14 protein-coding genes are annotated in these 21,356 nt (G+C 42.3%); 4 read left to right on the top strand and 10 right to left on the bottom strand.

The genetic code is table 11. The features are described 5' to 3' along the window. Window positions 1-22: 22 nt before the first annotated feature. The 8 genes from ACGEDC_RS06875 to ACGEDC_RS06840 form a co-directional block, all read right to left on the bottom strand. Window positions 23-2,161, bottom strand: a complete 2,139-nt coding sequence (locus tag ACGEDC_RS06875; RefSeq protein WP_394497327.1) for a TonB-dependent siderophore receptor — start codon at window positions 2,159-2,161, stop codon at window positions 23-25. Between the two features lie 91 nt (window positions 2,162-2,252). Continuing rightward, window positions 2,253-3,527, bottom strand: a complete 1,275-nt coding sequence (locus tag ACGEDC_RS06870; protein ID WP_394497325.1) for a DUF3526 domain-containing protein — start codon at window positions 3,525-3,527, stop codon at window positions 2,253-2,255. Then, entirely contained in the window at window positions 3,527-4,948 is a 1,422-nt protein-coding gene (locus tag ACGEDC_RS06865) for an ABC transporter permease (protein ID WP_394497323.1), read from the bottom strand. The genes ACGEDC_RS06870 and ACGEDC_RS06865 overlap by 1 nt, the downstream gene beginning before the upstream one ends. Next, complete coding sequence (locus tag ACGEDC_RS06860; RefSeq protein ID WP_394497322.1) at window positions 4,948-5,670, bottom strand: ABC transporter ATP-binding protein; 723 nt, start codon at window positions 5,668-5,670, stop codon at window positions 4,948-4,950. The genes ACGEDC_RS06865 and ACGEDC_RS06860 overlap by 1 nt, the downstream gene beginning before the upstream one ends. Before the next feature lie 324 nt (window positions 5,671-5,994). After that, window positions 5,995-9,027, bottom strand: a complete 3,033-nt coding sequence (locus tag ACGEDC_RS06855) for a DUF1566 domain-containing protein (RefSeq protein ID WP_394497320.1) — start codon at window positions 9,025-9,027, stop codon at window positions 5,995-5,997. An 83-nt stretch (window positions 9,028-9,110) separates the two neighbouring features. Then, window positions 9,111-10,502: a sensor histidine kinase gene (locus ACGEDC_RS06850; RefSeq protein WP_394497318.1), complete on the bottom strand. Its 1,392-nt coding sequence runs from the start codon at window positions 10,500-10,502 to the stop codon at window positions 9,111-9,113. Then, the gene (locus tag ACGEDC_RS06845; RefSeq protein ID WP_055025567.1) at window positions 10,499-11,179 is read right to left on the bottom strand and encodes a response regulator transcription factor; all 681 of its coding nucleotides are present in this window, start codon (window positions 11,177-11,179) and stop codon (window positions 10,499-10,501) included. Before ACGEDC_RS06845 ends, ACGEDC_RS06850 begins: the two co-directional genes overlap by 4 nt. A 272-nt stretch (window positions 11,180-11,451) precedes the next feature. Next, window positions 11,452-12,741: a carbohydrate porin gene (locus tag ACGEDC_RS06840; protein WP_394498277.1), complete on the bottom strand. Its 1,290-nt coding sequence runs from the start codon at window positions 12,739-12,741 to the stop codon at window positions 11,452-11,454. Window positions 12,742-13,116: 375 nt separating this feature from the next. Between ACGEDC_RS06840 and ACGEDC_RS06835 the strand changes: the two genes are divergently transcribed. The 4 genes from ACGEDC_RS06835 to ACGEDC_RS06820 all read left to right on the top strand — a co-directional run bounded on the left by ACGEDC_RS06835 (window position 13,117) and on the right by ACGEDC_RS06820 (window position 18,053). After that, window positions 13,117-13,650, top strand: coding sequence for a hypothetical protein (locus tag ACGEDC_RS06835; protein WP_394497315.1), 534 nt, complete (start codon window positions 13,117-13,119; stop codon window positions 13,648-13,650). Further along, window positions 13,650-14,285, top strand: coding sequence for a BamA/TamA family outer membrane protein (locus ACGEDC_RS06830; protein ID WP_394497313.1), 636 nt, complete (start codon window positions 13,650-13,652; stop codon window positions 14,283-14,285). Before ACGEDC_RS06835 ends, ACGEDC_RS06830 begins: the two co-directional genes overlap by 1 nt. A gap of 1,062 nt (window positions 14,286-15,347) precedes the next feature. Further along, window positions 15,348-17,498 carry a bifunctional 2',3'-cyclic-nucleotide 2'-phosphodiesterase/3'-nucleotidase gene (locus ACGEDC_RS06825; RefSeq protein ID WP_394497311.1) on the top strand — a complete coding sequence of 717 codons (2,151 nt, stop codon included), beginning with the start codon at window positions 15,348-15,350 and terminating at the stop codon, window positions 17,496-17,498. 255 nt (window positions 17,499-17,753) lie between these two features. Continuing rightward, window positions 17,754-18,053, top strand: a complete 300-nt coding sequence (locus ACGEDC_RS06820; RefSeq protein ID WP_055025560.1) for a DUF3144 domain-containing protein — start codon at window positions 17,754-17,756, stop codon at window positions 18,051-18,053. 121 nt (window positions 18,054-18,174) lie between these two features. Here ACGEDC_RS06820 and ACGEDC_RS06815 read toward each other — a convergent pair whose 3' ends face one another. Beyond that, window positions 18,175-19,308 carry a hypothetical protein gene (locus ACGEDC_RS06815; protein WP_394497308.1) on the bottom strand — a complete coding sequence of 378 codons (1,134 nt, stop codon included), beginning with the start codon at window positions 19,306-19,308 and terminating at the stop codon, window positions 18,175-18,177. Between the two features lie 157 nt (window positions 19,309-19,465). Next, the gene (locus ACGEDC_RS06810) at window positions 19,466-20,680 is read right to left on the bottom strand and encodes a family 16 glycosylhydrolase (RefSeq protein WP_394497306.1); all 1,215 of its coding nucleotides are present in this window, start codon (window positions 20,678-20,680) and stop codon (window positions 19,466-19,468) included. Window positions 20,681-21,356: the final 676 nt, after the last annotated feature.

Here is a 21,356-nt window from a genome sequence, read left to right as displayed (position 1 = left end):
CAATCATTTATACAAGATGACGTTAGAATAAATACTTCATGCTTGCTTTAAATGATCTAGGTTCGCCAGGCATAGTCCATGCTTCAGAATATGAGTTGGCGTAATACTCTTCATCAAGTAGATTATCGATGTTGAGGTTTAGCTCTAAATTCTCAGTCAATGTGACGTTGGCATATAGATTCACCAAGGTGTAATTAGGCAGGTCGTAATCTTGCTCTAAAAAGTCACCTAATTGAGTGCCAACATATTGAACGACAAATCCGCCGCTGCCTTCAAACCCACCAAATTCAGCAAACTGACGTAGCATCAGGCTGCCACTGTGTTCAGGGACATTGCCTAAACGAGCACCTTCTTCAATGACATACCAATCCCATAGGGTTATTTCTTTGGCATTTTGCGCATCGATATAGGCGTACGACATCGACACTAACGTGCTTTCGGTTAGCTCATAAGAAAGGTCAAGCTCAAAGCCTTCACTTTCTGCTTTACCAATGGCTTCAGTGGTGCCATCACCATTAGGACTACTGGCTAGAATGTTGGCTTTTTCTGTTGAGAATAAGGCTGCAGTACCGCTAAATCCGAGTTCTGCATAGTCCCATTTCATGCCGATTTCGTAAGACTTACTTTCTTCAGGTTCGTGGCCATTACCATCGGCATCTGTGCCTGAGTTTGGACGTGCACCTTCTGAGTAGCTGGTGTAAAGACGTGCTTCATCAGATAGCTCGTAAACTAAGCCCACACGAGGATTAAAGTAAGATTTTGATGTGCTCGTTTTGCGGTTATTGTCTAATCGATAAGTGATGTCTTGGCTGAAGTTGTCGTAGCGCATACCAAACATGACTTTCCAGTCTTTAGACAAATCAATTTGATCTTGGAAGTAAATCCCTTGACCACTTTGCTCTTCTAAATCAGACGTGTTGTCTATCATGTCTGGCAAGGTGTCACGATACACTGGGTTATCGTAGTCGATGGCGTAATACTCAGGGTTACTTTCTGGGCTGCCAGCTGGCGCCGTATTATGGCGATAGCGTAAAATAAGACGCTCTAGCTCATACTCGTAAGCATCAGCACCAATTAATAAGTTATGCTGTAAACCGAATAAATCTGCTGAACCACTGAACTCGAAACGACCCGATAAATCTTCGGCATCAAAATCACGATAGCGGTGCTGACGGACAATGTAGTTACCATCAGCATCGTACCAACGTGGTTCTGTTGCACTGCCTTCAAATGATGATGTGCGGTAGCTGAGACCCGCATTAATGGCCCAATCACCCGCTAAATCATGTTGCAGCTGCAGCTGGTGGCCAAGAGCATTAATTTCAACAGGTCCGTCAGCTGGTTCACCGTAAAAGTTTGATGCTGAAAAATCTTTACCTTCAACAACCACAACACCGCGATCCATTGGTGTTTCTTGATCTAAGTATTCAAGCTCGTAGCTGAGAATCGTGTCATCACCTAATTGATATAAAAATGAAGGTGTTAAAACCGTTTTGTTACTTTCAACTGTGTCACGGTAGCTTTCTTTATCTTCATAAGCACCGTTAATTCTAAATGCTAAATCGTCGGTTAATCCCGTAGTAAAGTCAGCTTCCGCGCGATAGGTATTAAAGCTACCGGCAGTCAGTTTGATATAACCTTGTTGGTCAAACAGAGGCTTTTTAGTGATGATATTGACGGTACCGCCAGGCTCACCACGGCCATATAATGCTGAACTTGGTCCTTTAAGTACTTCCATCACTTCTACGTTAGACATATCGCGATTGCCGCTAAAGCCGCGACCGGCACTAAAGCCGTTGATCAGATAGGCCGAAGGCAGGTTTTCATCTCCAGCAAAACCACGAATGGCGAACATGTCCCACAGTCCGCCAAAGTCGTTTTGTCTGGTCACGCCACTCACTAATGCCAATGAATCTTGAAGGCCCGTAATGCCAGTTAATTCCAATGTTTCAAACGAAACAGTGGAGATAGATTGAGGTAGATCTTTTTCTTGAACGTTACCGCGGTACGCATTACGAAGACCTGTCACTTCAATGACTTCAACATCCTCTTTAACGGTCGCCGTAGCATCAGCTGCATGAGCAAGCATAGGCGTTGATAAAGCGATACTGATACACAGACTCAAAGGTTTGATCTGCTGTTTGAAGGTGTGGCGTTTCATGTTAACTATTTTCCTTGTTAGTAACTTGATTTAGTAACTTGATTTAGCAACTCGATCTAGCCACTAAAATTAGTGGCTAGATTTAGTGGCTTTATATATTTTCAGGGGGTGTAAATTTCGGTAAACCTGACATCGTGTCTAGGCTAAATTCATCGTCGCTAAACAACAGTGGGTAATAAAAGTGACGTAATCTTTGATGGTATTCGCGCACACTTTGCTCGTACCTCATTGACGCTTGTGTGTCTGTTCCAGCGATTGATGCCATCAGTCTTTGGGTCATCATAGGCGGTGAAATAAGCGCAAAACGACCAGCGAGTGCGTCCTTTTCTAATGTGGCATTAAGGTAAGCGTTAGATAATTCACTGGCTTTCTCATCGCCCACTTGTTGAAATGCGTAGTACCATTTCCACTCAAATAATGAATCCATTTGAGTGCTATCTTTCCATTTAGGGTGATTCACTAAAAAGGCATCCCAAGTGTCGGACATAGGCAGGTCCCAAGCATCATTGACTGCTTCACGCTGGGTTAAAACGATTTCGCCACCATTAGGACTATGCACCATCTCATCAATGGCCATATCACTGACAACAGGCACTAACACAGTAACGGTTAGCCAAGCTGCAAGTAACACAGAAGCGGTTTGGGCAGAGCTTTGTTTTGAGGCTGTTTTACTAGCAGTAAATGCTAGGGTTAATAGCATCCAAAATACTAGATGAGCGAGTACCACCAGTATCATAAGCAGTGCTGATATCAGTGGGGCCTTAAAGAACAATGCACCGACAATAAAGGGTAACAAGATGGCTACAGCTAAAGCACTACAAAGTACAAAGGCGCGTGATAACCACAGGTTTCGCTGTTTTCTTGCGGTTGCTATCAATAAGTCGTAACGACCTGCTTCCCGCTCAGAGGAGCGAAGATCGTGAAGTAGTAAAATCACAAATAGCGGCAGCAACACACTCACCAGAAAAGCAAAATCAAACTTGCCTAAAAAAGACAGCTCCGGATTATCGACGTCGGTTTCATAGATTTGCCCTTCCAAAGCCAACATACGTACGCGATGCTTCCACGGGTAAATATCTCGCTGCCCTAAAGCGGCAAAGGCAATCTCTGAAGGCTCAGAGTAGGTTAGCTGAAAGGTGTAATAGGCTGCACTGCCATAGTCAGATTGTTTCGACAGGACATCTTCTCGGTCTATTTGATCTTTTTGCTGCAGTCGTTCAATCGTACTTATTTGTGATTGTGTTTCGCTGATCCCTGACCATACTGAAAAAACAGCCAGCACAAATACAATGCTAAGAAATGCAATAACATAACGCTGCTTTGCAAGAAAGTGTGCTTCTCTTTTTAGGTTTGAAAATACATTCATTAACGTATCCTCCTTACTGCGATTCTCAAGCAAAGCCCAACACCTATCGCCCAGAATAATAATTGCAGAGCGTAAGCCGTACTGCGTTCTAGTCTGGTTGTCGCCGTGTCAGGTTCGAATGAAAATGAAGATAATACTTGCCAGTTATCAGCATCTACTCGAGCGATGTCATCATCGGTATAACGATTTATATCGTCTTCATAACTCAAAGCATCTTGATGAACTTGGTTAAGTGATTGAACAAACTCGAAACGTAACTTTTCAGCTTCCCGCAGAAAACGATGATGGGTTTCTAAACTGGTGCCAGATATCATCATTGAAAAAGAACGGATTGCTGTAGTGGGCGTTAACCAACCAAACTGCCTGGCGATTTGTGCTTGTGAAAGCTCCTCATCCATGCGTTTTTCAGCAAATTCATTCAACAAATCGGTGAGTTTTTTCTCTGAGTATTGCGATACCGCACCGCGAAAATTAATCGGTAGATCTTCAATGTTATCGACGTCATATTTTTCTAGTAAGTTCTTCTTTAGCTGCTCAAATGCAGGATCTGCAGCATCATGGCCGTTACCGAGTTTTCTTAACTCTTCTAAAACAGCAAAGTCTGCTTCCAATTTCCCAGGTGAAGGGGCAATTGCTGCAGCGCTTGAGCTACCAATGCGAGGGATTAAAATACACAGCACAATCCACAGGCAGGCTAACGTGGCAAAGCTGGCACTGTTTTTAGAACTTAGCGCCGAAACGGCTAACACAATGCCACTCCAAACCAAGATATAAAGTACGTAACCGGCAACGAATGCACTGGTTATCATGATTGACTCGCCGTTCACTGTCGCCCAAATAGCGGCAATAATCAGTGGCAGTAACATCAATAACCCACTGCTCACTAAGGCAATATATTTACCCATGAGCAAGTGCCATAAATTGATACCTTGGGTAATCATGATATCGAGGGTTCCGGCTTCTTTCTCGCGGGTGATGCTGGCATAGCCAATCATGATGATGAACAGAGGCACCAGCACTTGCAGTAAAAAGCTCGGTGTTAAACTGCTAAAGCGGGTCATGCCAGACGCCTGACGTTGGTCAGAAAACATGGCGCTGTTTTGACGATGACCTTCAAGGAAAATAGATGTCCCAGTAAATGCGTCAACACCTGGCTCAATGATGCTCAGTGTAGAAGGAGTACGAAACACATAATGACCGTAATGCACCATACGGTGTGGGTGACGATCTGGTTGCTCTAAAAATCGAGATTCAGAGGTGTGTTGTAAGTGCTCACGCTCGTGCGTGGCGTGTTGCATTTCATTGGTGTTAACTATTGCAGATACAATAGTCAGCAAGGTGCCGATGATGATAATGGTTGCAGCAAGCTTGGTTCTATGCCAAAAACGCCATTCATCGCGCGTAATTTGATTAATGGCCATTATTTTCTGTATCTCGCTGAAAAGGCTGAATGAACTTCTTCTGTATCGATATGGGCATTGTCACCACGCTCAAACATGCCAACAATTTTTCCGTTATCTAATAAGCCAATGCGGTGGGCAATTTGGCAGGCACCATAAACATCATGGGTCACCATAAATACGGTAGAGCCTTCATTTGCGAGAGTGGCAATCAGTTGGTTGAACTCATCGATGGCATTTGGATCTAAACCTGAAGTAGGTTCATCAAGGAATAATACTGGTGCTTCACGCAGTAGTGCCAAGGCAATGGCCGTCTTTTGACGCATACCTTTTGAGTAATGCGCCATATTTCGATGCCAAGCATTTTTTTGTAGTGCGACTCGTGTGAGAGCTTGTTCGATTTCTGATTCGGCGCGAGAGATGTCAGCCAGAGACAGAAAATATTTAATATTTTCAACACCAGTAAGGTGGCCGTATAACATAACTGATTCAGGTAGATAGGCGACTTTACTGCGAATGCTATCTATGTCTTTTTCAACAGACATTCCCATTACCATTGCAGAGCCGCTGGCTGGGGGAATTGTTCCCAAAAAGGTTTTAAGAGCAGTGGATTTACCAGCACCATTGCCGCCAAGCAGGGCAAATACTTCGCCTTCACCTATTTTAAAGTTTACATCGTCAAGGACATTTTGCTCTGAAAAACGAACACTCAGGGAGGAGGCTACAACCATTTCTTTTTGCATTAACTGTCTCTACATTTTTGTGTTTAAATTCACCTAAATTATTCACTTTAGGTTCTTGGAGTCCAAAACATCACTGTTATGTTACAACATAGCATTTGCGTTTGTAAATTTTTTGTTTATTGCACACTATTGAGTCGCCTTGAGCGCATAAGCAGGTTTTATAGGGACCGATACGACGACATTTGCGGTTGATAATGACTTATTTGTGCCAAGCAATACGCAGATCTATTTTTGTTTTTCGGTTAACAGGTCTTTAAGTAAAAAAACCTTCAGACTTTTAGTATCTGAAGGTTTGATGTGTTGATTTATTGCACTTTACGCGGGTTAATGCAGAGTAGCGTTTTTATCTTCCCCTATTAATATCAAATTAGGGTTGTCAGCATAATCAGGGTGTTGTTGCCAATTACTGTTATCGATAATCCATGGTTGTAAACAGACTCTATCGATCACACAGGGATCGGTTAGTGCCTCCATAAATTCAACGACTTTATCGGATTGTTCAATATTGATATCGATTTCTGGCGCTGGCGAATGAGATGTTGATTCATCAAAGCTTTGACGGAACAAGAATCGTGTATTTTCAAATGCGTATGGGTTCATATTGTAGTAAACCTGCTCACAGCTTTCACCATACTTGTTCATTAAATCGACTACAGAGGTTAGCTGGCAATAATCGGCATTATTGAGCTCATTAAATTGTGAGTCGGCATTGAGTATTGAGCTAATGCCTAACAGGTCATTCATGGCACCACCAGGATTACCATAAACATCCATTACCTGCGATAGCGTAGATAGACCGCCGTTATGCATGTACGGCCCAGTAACCGTAATGTTCAGTAATGGCGAGGTGCGAAAATGATAAGCATCGCCTATATCACCTGTAATATTTTGGCGTCCAAAATCGCTGTCGATGACAAACTGATTGCTATCACCATTACCAGGGCCGACTTGGCCTAGACCGATGGCGTGGAATTTACCGTCAGTAAACGCATCTCCAGTATGGCATTGGCTACAAGCTGCGCCACCTTCGTCACCTGCTGTCATGAACAATACTGCACCGACTTTTTGATTAAAGCTGAGACTATCGATGTTGTTATTGGCTTCACCACGCAGCGCTGCGACATACTCTTTCCATGGGTTGTTCGCAAAGACCATTGACTCTTCAAAGGCGGCCAGAGCTTCAGCAATACGATCAAATGTCACCGTGTTATTGCCATAGGCCGCTAGGAATAGCCCTTCCCATTCTGCATGACCTTCAAAGCGAGCTGCTAACATTGAGCGATATGCTTGATGACTGTCACCTAGGGGCTCGTCGCCACGCATTTCGTTATGGGTAATAGTGGGGAAACGAGATTGTGCATTGGCCAATGATGCACCTAACGGGATGTTACTATCTGCGCTGCTGAAGTTAGCGGAGTCAGGGGTGATGATGCCAGCATCAGTACCACGGGCATTCGGTGTACCGCTGATGCTTTCGATACGGCCATCCCAAAACAGCCCTCGATCTAGCAGACCTAGATTAAACACGGTTGGCGCATTGCGACCTATTACAGGGTAACCCGCAAGTTCGTCACTATCACTGCCGTTAAAGTATCGACCTGAACCGAGTAAGTTAGGCGCAAAGTCGTGAAATACATCAACGGCATCGTATCCCACAGGCCATGATAAATTGTCACCACCACCCAGCGCAGGATGATGACAAGAGGCGCATGCGGTATCGTATTCACCGCTTAATCGTTTTGAATAAAACAGCGCTTTACCTAACTGGGCTTTAGCATCATTAATATCAGGTAAATTGCGACCTGTTGTAGGATCACCCGTTAATCCTTGCTCATTAATAAGCACTTGAGCATGCACATCTACTGGCGCAACATCACCTTCGACAGTACCTAAACCGTCATTAAAGGTTATCGCCTCGCCATCTTGAATATCAATAGCTGCCAGTTGCGAGTCTGACGTACCAGCCCGCACGACTCTGACTAACATGTTATCACTTCGCCCTTTAAACCAATTTAACCCTGTTTTGAAATTGATAAACCATGAGTCTTGTGAGAACTCGATCATCGGCGATGAGGTCCAGGTGTATTCATTGGTGGTTGAAGGAAAAATGGTGAGGTTAATGGCTGGGGAGACAGTGCTAAAATCTACCAGTGAAAATAGTTCTTTATTATTGGGTAAACGCCAATCGCTGTAGCCTGCCAGTTGAGTATTCTGTGCGTATTCAAGTGCTACGCCCCAGTCCATCGTTTCTGCTGAGCCACTATCGCAGTTAAGCCCATCAAGGCCTGCAACACATTGTGCCCACATTAGGCCAGTGGCTAAATCGGTAACGGTACCGTCATCATGTACGGTGTAACGTTCATCTGGGGTTTGCTGCGCACTATTAGTGGTGGCGATAGGGTCAATCACTCGCACTAAACGTAATGCTGCTGGCTGGTAACGCTGAATATTTTTGTTATTGCCGAATACGAATTGAAACGCCCATGCATAAAACGCTTGATGTTCGCCGTAATAAGGCACCGAGCTCCAGTAAAACTCGCTAACCGTATTGGGAAAATATTGCCCGTCAATTTTCGAAGCAAGATTGCCATTGCTATTAGTAAAGGTGGAACCGAAATGGGCAATTGACATTAACTGATGATTACTCGGTACTCGCCAGTCACTGTAGCCACAAAGGTTAGCTTCATTGGTGCCAATGATTAAGCTGTTCCAATCATCATAGTAATCCCCATTGCGTTCGGGGTGCTCTCTTTCGAGCGCAGTTAATCCTCCCCAGCGGTAGGTTTTATTGGCATCGTGAATGCCGCCATCCTGAGTTTTTACCTCCCACATTAAGCCTGTGCGATTATCCCTAACACATGCCCAAGGCGCGGTTTGATAGTCACCACTGCCGTTATATTCAGTGCCATCTGCATTGATACGGGTAAAATCAAAACCGCTTTGACTCGTACTGGCACTTCGTCCTTGATTACAATCTTGAGCGAGCGTTGTGTTATCACTTGCAGTGAGAGTCGTACTGCAATCAAAACCATTTCGGTTGTAGTCTGCGCCAAAGGTAATGCCGGTATCGTTAAGGGCTGCCGTACCGAGATTGAAACTCACCGGTGGTGTTTCACCGTCTTCGCCGCTACCGTCATCATCTTCACCGGTGCCTGAGTCGCCGTCGTCTCCATCATCACCATTATCATCACTATCATCATCGCCAGAATCTCCGCCAGAATCGATGGGGGTTTCGCCAATGTCTGTTTCATCTTGAAGGCTATCCGTGCTATCGCCGCCGCAACCCAATAACATGAGACTGAGTAACATTGAGCAAAGTATACGCAGCGTGTGGTTTGTTCTTAGTTTAATTATCACTGTGCTTCCCTTATGAGTTGTTCATACAGGGCTAGCATAATTAACCAAAGATGAGCAGAAGATGAGCAGAAGATGGGCGAGTGTTATTTACTGTAGTTAAGTGACATGTGTAATTGCTCTTCATAAAGCTTGGCGTGCAACTCAAGCGATAGAGCTTGGGCAGCACTATAGGCAATAGATAGGCCTAATCCGACATGCTGGTTATCCGTTCTTGCTTTGTCTTTTCGCCAGAGGCGATCAAACATGGTTGTTAAGTCATCTTGATTGAGATGAGGTGCATGGTTGCTGATCCGAATGACTGATTGTTGGCTTTCACTGTCAATGATGACGTCACTATTTACTGGGGCATAGGCGACGGCATTGCTGATTAAATTTGAAAAAATAACGCACAGTAAGCGAGGATCACTCATTATGTATTGATCTGGAGTGACTAATTGACTGATGGTGATATTTCGCTGCTGTATTTGAGCGGTTTGTAATGATAAACACTCTTCAATGAGCGTGGTTATATTGACTTGTTCCAGTAATGTTTCAGCGCTTGAGTTTTCGATTCGTGCTAACGACAGCAAGCTATCAATGGTTTGCTGTAATTGAGCTGATGACTCAGCAATATACTGAAAATCTTCTGATGAGGATTGCTCTGGCCATTTCAAAGCAACCTCGCTGGTGGTTCGCATTGCGGCCAATGGGGTGCGTAGCTCGTGGGCTAAGTCATTATTAAATTGACGTTCTCTGGCAAAGCTTTGTTCTAACCTTGAGAGCAGTTGGTTAAGCCTGTCGACTAACGGGCTGATCTCAGAAGGGACATTGGTTGCAATTAATCGGTTATGCAACGAGCCAGCTTCGACTTTTGCAACCTGTTCAGACAAGTTCTGTATTGGCGTTAATGCTTTACGAATAGCAAACACCAACATGACTGATAATAAGATGCAAAAAAATAACCCGCCAGCAATCAATTGCAGCGCATATGTGGACAACTGTTGATTTATCTCTTCTCGATTTATGGCCACTGATATGTTTGCTGCTGGTTTTCTTGGGCCACCTTGAACGGCAAATGAATAAACACGAATAGCATCGCCGTTACTTAACAGGCTGTTATATTCGACATCATCTGAGCTGTCGGTTTGTTGTAAACTGCTGGGGGCAGGCAGGTGATTATCACCAAGACTGCTGGACTTACGCAGTGTTTGACCTTGTTTTTCCCAAGATTGTAGATAGTAATTGCTATTTTCATTGTCGAGTTTTGACATGATATTAGCGCTAAAATCTTGATTTAATGCCGCTGGTGGAGTGAACCGGTTAGGCGGTCTTTTAAGCGTGAGTTTTATGATGCGAGCAAATTCATTCAATTCATTAGTGAGGCTGGCATTCAATCGACGCTGCTCAGAAAGGTACAGAGCAGATATCACTAATATGGCGATGATCACAAAGCAGGGAACTAGCCAAAATAGTAACTTGGCGCGAATGCTGGTCATGGTTTCTCTGCACTGATCATGTAGCCCATTCCTCGACGAGTGTGGATAAGCGGGGCGCTGTTGCTTGATACACTAATCGCTTTTCGTAAGGCGCAGACAGCGGTATCGACCACATTGCTGCTTGGTGAGACTTGTTCGTCATAGATATGTTGTTCTATTTGAGTTCGAGAAATAACCTTATTGGTGTTCAGCATCAAATATTCCAATAAAGCAAATAACTGCGATGGTAATGATATCGATTGTTGTGCTCGCATTACGGTTTTCGCTGAGCGGTCTAATTCCAAATCGGCGACAACAAGTTTTGGCGAACGGTTTTGGTATTTACGCCTTGCTAGGGCCTCGACACGTGCGATGAGCTCTTCAATGGCAAAGGATTTGACTAAGTAATCATCGGCGCCCAAGCGCAAACCTGCAACACGATCTTCAATGGCGTCTTTAGCGGTAAGGAATAAAACCGGAGATTCATTATTGGCTTCGCGTAACTGCTTTAATACGTCTCGGCCATCTAAACTTGGCAGCATAATATCGAGAATAATGACATCGTAATCGTGCTCAAGCGCCATCCATAAACCTTCTTGGCCATCACCTGTGGCATCGACGGCAAAACCCGATGCTTTAAGCGCTTTGATCACAGGTCGACGTAAGGCTTCTGAGTCCTCGACCAATAATAATTTCATATTACATTCTCTTATTGATGATAGTGACATTAATGAAGTCAATCACTTAGGTCTCTACCGTTACCACAATGTTTGAGCAGTGGTGATTATAATCAATATACTAAAGGTAACATGAGCAGTGGTGATTATAATCAATATACTGAAGGTAACATGAGCAGAAGGTGAACACAGAATAATCTTTCTTAATTAACTAGCCTATTGGGTTTTAAAAATATGCCCGTTTATCGAGTGATAATCGGGCATATTGTCTGCTTTAATAACGCAATAAGCGATTAGAAATAGTAGCCAAAGTTAATGTTAAAGCGTTTGTTAGTATCGCCATTACCGACCATAGTGCCGCCAATAAAAGGTTGGTTTTCGGCAACAACATAATCGAAGTAGGTGTAAAGACCTCCTGCTGACACTGCCATACCAGTAACATTCATAAAGGTGTCTTCAAGTGATGCAGACTTACCTGTAACCAATGAATAATCGTTATAAAAAGTTAAGTTAGATACTGGGCCAAAATCAACCGGCAAGCTGTATGCGACATTTGCGATGTAAGTGGTCGCTTCGGCTGGGATGGAGTCATAGAAGTGATAAGCTGCAACCACTATACGGTCAACGTCCATACCATCGACATTGTACTCATAATCAGTGACCTGTAATTTCACGTTCCAGCGATCATAATCGAGAATACCGTGAATCGCTGCCGCAAAATTATCACCATCAGTGCCGTTAGCAATTTCTAATTGGCCAGCTTGTACTGAGCCTCCTAATTCAACGCCCAGTTTGTCAAAAGTAAAATTGTGGGCGTAACGCAGATTAAAGGTGTTGACTTCACCGGCTTCATAACCTGCTGTTGGTGCATCATAAGCATCCTCGCCATCTAAGCGAATTCCCACGACATCGTAGGCATAGCGGTCAGTACGATCTGACACAAACCCATCAATACCACCTTGTTCATCATTCTTATAAAAGGCGACATCAAAACGGTTTACGTCGCTTTTGTATGTGTAATTTAGGCCCATATCATGGTCATCTTCTAGACCAAGATAAAAGTTAGAACTGAAAAAGTAGTTATTCGATGCGTAGGTGAGCATGCCGAACGGCACCTGAGTGACCCCGATTTTACCTTGTTGATGCTCGTCAAAGTTATAGCCAATCCAGGCATGTTGCACCACATTCATGTACTCAAACCAACGGTATTGTGCTGAGTAGATTAAGTCGCCGTAACTGCCCGAAACGTCGATTCTAAATAGGTCGAAGTCAAAATCACCACCACGATCGGCATTAGCATCATTAAAGTCTTCATAGGAGTAATTGACTCGTACTGCGCCACCAAAGTTGACCTTGGCTTTGGTTTTCTCAACCGTTTCCACAGCTTCGACGACTTCAACTTCATTGATGACGACAACATCCTGTTGTACGGTTTGCTGCGTTTTATTGGTAGCCTCTTGTTGTGCTTCTAGCTGTTCAATTCGTTCTTTTAACGCTTTTAGCTCTTCTTCAATCGAGCTTGCATTGGCAGTCGTGGATAACGCTAAAGCAATGCAGGTAGCGGCAAGTGAATAACGAGTCATCATTTTTCCTATGGGATAAAGTGAAGGAGTGTTTAGTATATGTTATTAACGTTATCTTGCTGTTGATGAAATGCGTAAAGTGTGAGGTGGCAGGGTAAAAGGCCTGAATATTAACGCTTAATTGCTAATATAAGGTCTGCTTATGTTTTTATTATCGTTTTTATCTTAATTTTACCGCAGTGTTAGCCGTATCAGTTTGGGGCTGATGAACGCAATGCTGCCTGCATTGGTATGATGCGATCCTTCATCAGCGATTCGTTGACCTTTTATGTTTCCTTCAAAATAGACCTTAATTCTTGTTGGCGCCTTTTTGACAACGGAATATTCAGAAGCGCGTTCCAGTTGTTTTTATTGCATTGTTAAATAGGCATTTCCATGTTCAAAAATCTTTCACTATTTGCCATGTTGGTGGCTTCATCACATGCAATGGCAGAGTCATCATACTTTTTTGATGAGCAAGATGGTCAGCTCGATTTAGGGCATCATTTGGCGGAAAATGCCTACGGTTTTTTACCCGTCCCAGTGATTATTACTGAACCCGCAGTGGGCTTTGGTGGCGGATTAATGGGACTGTTCTTACATGAAACAGAAGAAGAGAAAGCATTAAGGAAACAAAAGGCACTTGAGTCTGTAGACGGTGGAGCGCAACTTATTCCTGCTGCAATGACTCTAGTGGGCGCAGGTGGTACAGAAAATGGTACTTGGTTTGCGCTGGCTGGTCATCGCCACTCTTGGCTTAATGATCGGATCCGCTACACAGGCGGTGCTGGTGCAGCCAAAGCGAATTTAAACATTTATACCGATTTGGGTGGGATATTGCCTCCGAATCAAAGTATTAAGTTTGATACATCGACAGAGGCTTTTTTGCACTGCAAAAATTACAATTTAGAGTTGCAGATACGCCATTAATGCTTGGCGTTAAACAGATATGGTCAGAGTCGAGCGTATCATCGTCAAATCAAATTATTGATTGGTTATTGCAAAAAGCATTAGGTGATAAGCATACGACTTCTGGCTTAGGGCTCGTGGCAGAGTTTGATACCCGTGACAATATGTTCTTTCCTAAAAACGGCTATATTTTGTCGGCTGAATATATGGCTTTTGATGAAGCTTTTGGATCGGATAGTCATTATGCGACCCTGAATGCCAGTGCTGAAGCTTACTTTCCTATCGCTGATAAGTGGACATTTGCGGTGGCGGGCAGCTATGACGAAATTTATGAGAAAGACACTGAATTATCGCCCACTGCTAAACCATATGTTGATATGCGAGGCGTATCGGCGTTTCGCTATCAAGGGGAGCAGGTAGGAACGTTACAGGCGCAATTGATGTATCACATTGATCACCGCTGGACCGTCTCAAGTTTTTACGGCTATGGCGTCACGCAAAATGAATCATTCAAAGATGGTCTTGAAAGCATTAATGCATACGGTGTTGGCTTTCGCTACCAAATCGCACGCCGTTATGGTATTCACATGGGGATAGATATTGCAGCCAGTGATGAAGAAAATGCGCTTTATTTTAAGGTGGGATCCGGTTTTTAACTGATTAATAGATAATTTAATCCTCTAGCCGGTTAAATATGCGAACTGCCATAACGATATATTAAATAATTAATATGTATGTCTTGTTGTAATATTTATTTTCAATTTAGTTGGCGTTAAAATTATATTTATTGGTTATACTTTGCTATTGTATTTTGTCTCTTTAGTTGAGTGTAATTTATTGCTGATATTAGTACTTAGTTTTATATGAACTTAAGTGCTGAGTTAATTATAGAGAGCAAACAATACACCCTGCCAATAAGTTTTGTGGTTAACTTGTTACGCTTGTTTTGTAACTGTTTAATTATTGCGTCAGCATTTGAGCTTGTTTGTTTGCGGATTGATTGCTGTTATTCAAAGATAAATTTTGTTTTTGTAGTGTTTAGTTGTATTTGTTGTTGGTTTTTTAATCAATATTATTTATGTTTCTATCAGGTTTGTAATTTTTAGATCATATTTTGTTTTGGCTTTAACCTTGGGTTGTTTTGTTTGTGCACTTTTATTTTTGAAGTGTTTTATGCTAATTTTGTTGTTATTTGTGATATTTTGTATTCTTGCTCTTGCGGCTCGTTTTGCTCTAAGTGGTTGAATGGTAATATATAGATTTTAATTATAATTTTATTGTTCAGACTGGCGGATTATTGGTGAGCTATATTATTGTTAATCGGCAGTGATTAATATTTTTATCCAGTTTGATAAGCCATTGGGGTCTTTGTGCGCGATGTATGAGTTCTTCCATCTAAAAACGCATTTGTTTTTCAACTTTAATACCCATGTCATAAACCTTCCGTTCTGATTATCTTGTTTTTCCATTCAAACTGTAATTTTATTATTTAATTTACTTTCTGTTTTTCTATTGTGGTGTATTCCGAGTTGTTAATTTGTTTCGGTGTATCATTTATTCTTTACTTTACTTAGATATTAATTTTATTTAATTTGTCGCCGTCTTTAATGACCGTGACTAATAAATACTTTACGGCTTATGTTCAGTTAATGTGATTAATAGAAACATGGCGGTAATGGTTCAAATGAAAGAAATACTTTAATTCCTTTGGAGTGAACATGAAATTTAATGCTAAGAAACTGCTTCTTGTTTCAAGTGTTGCAGCTGCACTAGCGGGTTGTAATTCATCTGATAACGATAAACCAGAAACCCCGCCTGAAAATACGATCGTTTCAATGGATATCCGTCTTATGGAGACAACAGATATCCATACTAACGTTATGCCATACAACTACTTTGAAAGTGCTGAACACAATGAAGCTAACCTACCAGAGTGGGGCTTAGCACGTACTTCTTTAGTGATTGCAGAAACTCGTAAAGAAGTCGCTAATAGCATGTTGTTTGACAATGGTGACTTGATTCAAGGTAGTCCAATGGGCGACTACATGGCAGCACTTGGCGCAGAGCACTTAAAAGGTGAGGAGCACCCAGTTTACAAAGCGATGAATCATTTAGAATATGATGCTGCTAACTTAGGTAACCATGAATTCAACTATGGTCTAGAGTACTTAGATGAAGCACTTAAAGGTTCAGATTTCCCTTACGTTGGTGCAAACGTGTGGAAAGCTGATGATTCACTAGAAAAAGTGAGCGCAGCTGCTGATGAATGTGAAGTTCGCATTACTGAAGATTTCTACGAAACTGCTGAGCACATGTATGACCCATATGTGATTTTAGATCGTGAATTTACAGCTGCAGATGGTGAGACATACACGGTAAAAGTGGGTGTGATTGGTTTTACTCCACCAGACATCATGGGTTGGGATGCTGCTCACTTAGTGTGTAACGTTGTGGTTTCAGACATCAAGAAAACGGCTGAACATTACGTACCAATCATGAAAGCTGAAGGCGCAGACGTGATTGTTGCTATCCCGCATTCAGGCTTAAACAATAACGATGACGAATTTGCTGAAAATGCATCACTGCATTTAGGTTACGTTGAAGGCATTGATGCCATCATGTTTGGCCACGATCACCGTGACTTCCCTAACTCGACTGGCGAGTATGGTGACATTCCAAATGTTGATGCAGAGAAAGGGTTAATCAACGGTATTCCAGCAGTGATGCCTGGTTACTGGGGTGCTAAGTTAGGTGTGATTGATTTACGACTTTTCTCTAAAGATAAAGGTGAAACTTGGGCGGTTGACCATAGTTTCTCGACTGCAGAACTTCGCTCATTAGTTGAAGGCTCTGACGGTGCAATCGAAGATTTAGTTGAAACTGAGCATGAAGGCACAGTGGAATACATGGCTGACTCAATTGCTGATATCGACGTCAACATGAACAGCTTCTTCCCGCAAGTGGTACCTGATTTATCTATTCAAGTCGTTAATGAAGCGCAACTTCACCAGTTAAATAAATGGAAAGCAGAAGGCGAGTTCGCTGATGCTTCAGAAGATGCGATTTTCTTATCTGTATCTGCGCCATTCAAGTCTGGTCGTAATGGCGGTACTGATTACACCAACATTCAAGAAGGTGAGTTAACTAACGCATCTGTTGCTGATATCTATGTATTTGATAACAACACGCCAGCAGTATTGAAAATGACTGGTACCGACATGAAGCGTTGGATTGAGTGGGTTAACTCAAATGCATACCGCAGCTTACCGTTATCAGCGGGTGAAACTTTCTTAGTAGAAGAGTTCCCTGGTTATAACTTCGATGCGTTCTACGGTGGCTTCAATGCTGATGGCGAAGGGCTACTTAAGTACACTGTGAATGTTGAAAACGAATCAAGATTCACTGACATCAATGGTCACCAGTACACTGAAACTGAAAATGAGCAGCTAACGAGCCTGACTTACAATGGTGATGAAATTGCTGACAATGCTGAAATCTATGTGATTACCAACAACTACCGTGCGTCTAACTCAAGTATGCCTGGTGTTGATAACGCTGTGATGGTTAAAGAAGAGTTCGCATTTAACAACCGTGAATTAGTTCAGTTCTACTTAGCAGATCGTTTAGAGATGCAAGAAGGCACTACACTTGAATTCCCGAATGCTAAAGTGTTCCAACTTGAAGCGCCAAACACAACTAGCGTTTCATTTGCTTCGGCTAAGCTTGACGAAGGCTTACGCTGTGCAACAAATGAAATCACAGGCCTGTCTACTGAAGGTGAAGATGGCACTAAAGAAGGCACTGAAGGCTTCACTATCTACAACTTCAACTTTGACTACAGCGGCGAGTTCAACTGTAAAGCTAAGTAAGATGCTTGATAGATAGACCACATATTTTAAGTAATATGTCGCCCTACTTAATACTTGTAATCAAGTCATAAGTAGGGCTTTTTTATGCCTGTTTGATCGTGCGGATTGACTAAGCTGACACGGCTCACAGATATGACATATCAGTCACCTAGAATGTGAACAATCTTACGGTTTATCGCCTTAAAAGCACGTACGTTAATAGGTATTACTATTCAGCCATGTCCGTTTGGCTGCTTTTATTTCAAGGGTCTTATAATGTTTGAAACAAATCCAGATAAAGCGTTTTTCGAGCGTGCTAATCAATTCATTAATGTTGCTAACGAGAATAATCAAGATCCTCAGGTGAAAACGGGAGAGATCAGTGCTTCTTTCATGTACTCACTTGCTCGTTATAACGCTTGGTTTGCATCGACAAGCTTTGATAATGCAGAGCAAATGAAGCAGAAAAAAGCAGAGATGGTTGCATACTACGTTGAAGAATATCGCAAGCTGCTAGAAGGTAATATGGAAGATTACATCACTAACTTTGACGAGTACCGTAAAACTCAAAAGTAGTGATTAACACCATTCGTAGTTTAGTCATTAACCACGCTCAATGTTATTGAGCGTGGTTTTTTATCGCCGGTTATAACCTAAATGCATTTGCTACTGTGCTTTGCCTGTCACTCAGTCCTTGTCAGCGAGTTGGTTGATGGTTTGATCGTTCAATAGCCTGATTAACCTGTGCAATAAGTTGCTGTTTTTCAATTTCAGTTAGCTTCATTGTCGTTCGCACACGTTGGCTTGCGTAACTCGGATCGATTCGATACCAGTGGGTTAACACCCTAAGCAGTAAAGCTGACTTTAATGGGTGATTGACCATATTTGTGGCAAGTTCAAAACTGACTTCAGGTTGTTGGCTCACACCAAAGTAGTCAATATAACTGCGGATAGCCTCATTTTTTAATCCACCGTCCAAGGTATTAATCCACTCAATAGCATTGGCTGCATCAGAAATGGGCCAATGTGTCAGTAAACTATAAACCAACTTGGTTTGCAGCACTTCTGGATATTGATCAATGGCGTCTATGCTCGCTTGGTGCTGCTGTTTACTCAGCTGATTGGCAATCGATATCATGGCATTTTGGCTAACGGTTTCAGATATTTGGCTGTTATCGGAGAGGTATTGCATTACCTCAAGGGGAGCCAGTTGTGACCAAGCATTGAGTAATGATTGAGTTGCCTGTTGTTTTGATAAGTCGTCATGGATGCTATCAACCCAAAGTAGTGCAGCTTCAACATCTTTATGGGTAAGGTGATTAATATAATGAGCAATAATACTTGGCATCACATCAAAAGCGGGCAAGCTGAGGATCATTTCGCCTGCGCCTAGCTCATCTTCTTGCATATAACGCTGCAACACCGGAGAGTAGTATTCACCGAGTTCGTTGGTTATTGGTTGCTGTTGCAGCCAGTGTAAAACGGCGTGAATATCGTGATTACTCCACTGTTGTAGTAGATTTTTGATAATCGGTGCACGTTGTTCAAATGAGGCAATTTGGTTTGCTTGCTCAAGCCTAGCGATAAAATTGCTTGTCTGTTGGTTTTTGCTGGCTTGTTCACTTGCTCGTTCAGCTTGTGCCAATAAGCGGTTATTTGCAGTCGTTACAGGTTTATAGGATTGTAATACGCCTGTTTTTGGCTCATCTAGTCGCAATTCATGGAAGCCTTTTGGCGGTTGCTGTTGTAGTAAAAGGCGACCGAACAAGCTCAGAGCCGTCGCCATTAGAGCCAAGATGATGATGTTGTGAGTGGTTATGTTTATCGTCACTTTGTCACCTTTTTTAGTTATCACCATAAAACCTTCATCGTCATTGAAGGGGAGCCAATAAACAAGCTTATTGACTGCATACATAGACTGCTTGAGTTTATGTAACAATAAGCTTGTAACGGTTTGGATAGATGAGTTTAATGCAATATTAAGTCGATTAATTAACCGTAATATTGACCGTATCTACCTTACCTTTATTTTTGGTTTTTACTGTAATGACAGCATTACCCCGTTTACGCGCGGTAACAACGCCATTTGAGTTAACCACGGCAACAGTGGCATTACTTGATGAATATGTGACTTTTTTATTAGTGGCGCATTGCGGCAATACCGTAGTATTCAGGCTAACAGTTTGGTTTTTAGCAAGCACCTTAGAAGCAGGTGTGACTGTCACCCCTGTTACCGGAACCCAAGTAGTAGGGCAGTCATTACCATTATCAGGATCTGTTGGGTCAGTAGGATCGGTTGGCCCAGTGCCACCGTTGGTTTTAAACCATGTTCTAACGTAGTCAACTTCCATTGAGGTTGGGTAACCGGCAGATGGTCGTTGATCTGATGGATAGAACTGGTTACATCTAAATTCAGTTAATGGAGCACGTAATCCCTGTGACAGCGTTAAGTTCATCTGACGATGCCAATATTTATTTTCCTTAGTGGCGATTTCTTTACCATCGACATACCAAGTGATGCTGTCTTTAGTGACGTTTACACCATAGGTATGAAAGTCGTTGCGAGGATCATAAGGCAGAATTATTTGATTGTGATTAAATGGCACTTTTAACGGGCGTTGCCAAGTCGGCTCACCATTAATGACTACAATGTTGTGTAGGTCATGATCTGATTTTCTAACTTCATTTTTTTGCGTTAATTCAACCACATCAATTTCGCTGTATTGCACATCGCCGTCTTCAGTCAGGGTGCGATCAATCGTGCTATACATCCAAAATGCAGGTGATACACCAGGGTAAGTACTTGCGCCTTTAATTCTTGCTTCGTAATAACCGTAATTACCCGTTGCACGTGATTTAGCTATGCCTGAGGTGTAGTACAAAGGGTAGTTTGGCACTTGTTTTTTATTACAACCATCCCAGAAAGTACGGGTGTGATTTTCACGTCGAGTGGTTAGAGTCAGCTTGCCGCCAGAAACAACAGCATTACTGTCGCGCCAAGACCAAACGCCAAAGTTTTCAGGCTGAAAGTTCCATTTAGCAGAGTCTTTATTATTAAACTCATCAGAACGCTTGGCTTGTAATACCCAAGTTTCACCAGGTTTAGCAATAGGTGGTGCGCTAGGCGCTGCGGCAAAGCTATGTAGAGAGAAAAGACTGGCAATACTGCATGTGAGTACCGTTAACTTTCTAAGTTTGTTCATAAATAGTCCATTTATTTACTAGGGAAAATAATGTCAGCTCTTACATTTTCGGGCTATAAGGGCTTATTTTTTATAAGAGGAAACAGTCAACGTCAGGCTGCTTTCTCCTCTGTATCAATTGAGGCAGGGCTAACTGACAACAGTGCAAATAAATGGGTCATCGATTTGGCGACCTATGTTTACAAACAGATATACAAGCAAATTGATATAATTAGTGTAAACATATGATGTATTCGATCGCAATAGTGCATTGAGCTATTTTCGTACAAAGCGATCATAGCTGGGGGATGAGTACATGCTTTGATGGTCATTAATATTAGCAACTTGTGAATTAAGGTTTTGAATTATCGATTAAAAATCAAACCACATGATGCAAGATAAATAGAAGCCATTAGTTGGAGAGTCGATCTTAAAAAGTTAATTTTATTGTGAATGACACCACTCGAGATATCACAGCTTGGGTGGCGGAATTGTAGAAATACCTTAAAGATGACCTGACTGATAAAGGATAAAGTCAGTTGGAGCGCTTCAATATTACTGTTTGAAAAATAGGCAGAAATGACAGTAAACGTTACAAAAAGCGACTTTAGATCACTTATTGAACGAATAAGGTTCCACTTTCGTTGCATTTGTTAATTTTCTGCTTTACTTTCAGTTCGCAATGATAAAGAAGAGG

The organism is Shewanella sp. ENK2 (assembly GCF_043568515.1).
Taxonomy (GTDB): Bacteria; Pseudomonadota; Gammaproteobacteria; order Enterobacterales; family Shewanellaceae; genus Shewanella; species Shewanella japonica.
Note: the sequence above shows the minus strand (reverse complement) of the source record. Positions and strands in the feature narration are given on the sequence as shown.